This window comes from Brucella tritici (assembly GCF_008932295.1).
Lineage (GTDB): Bacteria > Pseudomonadota > Alphaproteobacteria > Rhizobiales > Rhizobiaceae > Brucella > Brucella tritici.
This window is the reverse complement of sequence record NZ_WBWA01000070.1, coordinates 1-1,835: the sequence shown is the minus strand read 5'-3', so window position 1 is coordinate 1,835 and position 1,835 is coordinate 1. Positions and strand designations below refer to the sequence as shown.

The following is a 1,835-nucleotide window of genomic DNA, read 5'->3' as shown; positions in this document are numbered from 1 at the left end:
TGTTTTGGCAAGTTAGGGATGCGACGTTTTTAGCAAGTTAGAGATGCGACAGGTGCTGACGTTCAGCCCCCATGCCGAGTGGCTGGTCAGGGTTGCAAGCGAGGAATGGGGGCGGGTCGATAGGTGCCCTTCGGCTTTAGCTTTCTTAGTAACAATCATTCCGTCGCTTTGGGTCATGCACGACATCACCCGCCAGCTGAAGCTTCTTCGCCGCTCTGGGCAGCTTGCCTGCAGCTGGAATCGGATACCCAAAGCGACATTGAGGTGCATTGACGATCATTATTCGGCTGCTGTCCGCCTCATCAGTGCCTTCTCCCGGCGCGCGATAACGTCAGGATCGTTCATGTAAGCGGTGCGCGATTTGCGCTCACGCTTCTGATACCCGTTCCCGACACTGCCATCAGGCACGCCAAACAGATGGTTCGTCTGACCTGTGCGACGGGGACCGCTCTTGCTGCGTTGCAATTCCCGGCCCGCCTGCATCTCGGCCACAATCGAAAGCATGTCATCCAGTCGCTTGTTCTCGACAACAGGCGACCGGTGAACAGAACGAAGCTTGTCGAACGTTGTATAGGGCAGGGTGTCCGTACCATGCATGATCTCCAGACGACCATCGGGATAGTCGCAGACAATCACCTTTTGTCGAGCCAGCCGCTTTGCAAGCTCCGTCGGCTCCAGGATGAACAGCACCTTGTCGTAACGCAGCGTCAGTGTTTGCGACAGTGTCCGCACTTCCTTCCGGCACATCGCACCATCGATGTCCTCATGTGCGGCCAGCGGTCGGTGCATATCTTTGGGATTGCGCGGATCCTTTCCAAAACGGGCATTGAAGTCTGCAATATATTCCGGCGCATAAGCATTGGCTGCTTCGATCGTATCAATGCCGCGCAGTCGCAATTCCTTGACCAAACGATCCTGCAAAGTTCTGTTTGCCCGCTCGACACGGCCTTTGGCCTGCGGGGTATTGGCACAGATAATGTCGATGTTGAGTTCATAAAGCGCCCGGCCAAACTGGGTCAGACCGCTCGTGCGATCTTTCTGCGAACCATGGGTCGTGCGAAACACACCATGTTTGTCACTGTAAAAGGCCAGCGGCTTGCCCCATTGCTGCAGGTAGGCCTTCGTCGCATGAAAATAATCAAACGTGTTCTCTGATCCAGCGAAGCGCAAATGCAGGAGCTTGCCCGTGGCATCGTCAATATAAACGAGGAGGGCGCATTTGGGACCCCGCTCCTCAAACCACCAATGATGCGAACCATCGATCTGTACCAGCTCACCAAAGCAATCACGCCGACCGCGCGGCTGATGCAGTTGTCGCTTGCGTTCGCGCCGTGACGTCCACAAACCCGCCACCGTCATCCATTGCCGCAGCGTCTCCTTGCTGACCGAAAGCCGGTGGCGTTCGGCAAGCTTCTCACAGGCCAGTGTCGGTCCAAAATCCCGATAATAAGCCCGTACCAGATCCAGCACCGCATTCCGGAAATCCTCGCTGTAACGACGATTGCTCGGGCGTCCGCGTCGTCCCGAAATCAGACCCGAATGCCCAAGCTTGTCGTAAGCCTGTAAAAGACGATGGATCTGGCTGCGGCTGAGATCCAGCAATGCAGTCGCCTGGATAACCGTCAGACGACGATCTCGAATCTTCTGAATGACTTCCAATCTATTGAGTTCTTTCTGCGACATCGTAATCAAACAAGACATGGCAACTCTCTAAACGGATACGTGTGAAGAGCCGCCCAGTCTTCCTTTCCTCGTTCGATCTGAACAGGGCACGCGACCTAAAAATGTCGCATCTCTATCTTGCCCATCTGTCGCATCTGTATATTGCTGTTATA

General features: G+C 54.9%; 1 protein-coding gene. It reads right to left on the bottom strand.

Annotation, left to right across the window (positions count from 1 at the left end):
- Positions 1-279: 279 nt before the first annotated feature.
- The gene (locus F9K91_RS25420; RefSeq protein WP_151679061.1) at positions 280-1,701 is read right to left on the bottom strand and encodes an ISNCY family transposase; all 1,422 of its coding nucleotides are present in this window, start codon (positions 1,699-1,701) and stop codon (positions 280-282) included.
- Between the last annotated feature and the right edge of the window lie 134 nt (positions 1,702-1,835).

Bases quoted from the DNA above. Each gene is read 5' to 3' on its own strand.
- F9K91_RS25420 (WP_151679061.1), bottom strand. From the start codon at position 1,701: ATGTCTTGTTTGATTACGATGTCGCAGAAAGAACTCAATAGATTGGAA.